1 protein-coding gene is annotated in these 746 nt (G+C 44.9%); it reads left to right on the forward strand.

Features of this window, described 5'->3' with window-relative positions; genetic code table 11:
* The coding region (locus tag ACTXGO_RS15360) for an AMP-binding protein (protein ID WP_443575128.1) at nucleotides 1–746 on the forward strand (746 nt) is incomplete at both ends.

A 746-nucleotide genomic window follows, 5' to 3' on the forward strand; every position in this document is an offset into this window, starting at 1 on the left:
TTTGTCAAAACCTTATCCAAACAACCCTTCCATGTATTCCCTGCGGTCAATACTTTGTTCAAAGGATTACTGGATAACCCTAATTTTAGTCAACTAGATTTTAGCTCACTTCGTATCTCACAAGCAGGGGGTATGGCAGCCACTCAGCAGACAGCAGCGCGCTGGCTTGAGGTGACAGGGTGTGCGATGATTGAGGGCTGGGGCATGACTGAAGGCGTTGCCGCAGGTACTGCTAATATCGTCACTGATCGCAAATTCAACGGCACCATTGGTCTACCTGTTCCGAGTATGGATGTCATCGTCATCGATGAAGAGGGCAATCGCGTAGGCGTCAATGAGCCAGGTGAGATGTGCATCAAAGGCCCTAACGTCACAGCAGGATACTTAAATAAAGACTCCAGTGAAGCCTTTACTAAAGACGGTTACTTCCGTACAGGCGATATTGTGAGTATGGATGATAGAGGGTACTTCAACCTACTTGATCGCAAAAAAGATATGATCTTGGTTTCAGGATTCAATGTATTTCCGAACGAAGTTGAATCTGTCATGCTAGATTGTGATGGTGTCGTAGACTGCGCAGTAATAGGTATCCCTGATGAGCGTCAGGGTGAAGCGGTCAAAATCTACGTGATAAGAGCAGATGCAAATGTGACCAAAGACGTTGTTAAAGACTTTGCGCTAGATAATTTAACAGGGTATAAATGTCCTCGTTATATCGAATTCGTTGATGAGCTACCTAAGAGTAA

Source organism: Psychrobacter sp. T6-1 (assembly GCF_052258445.1).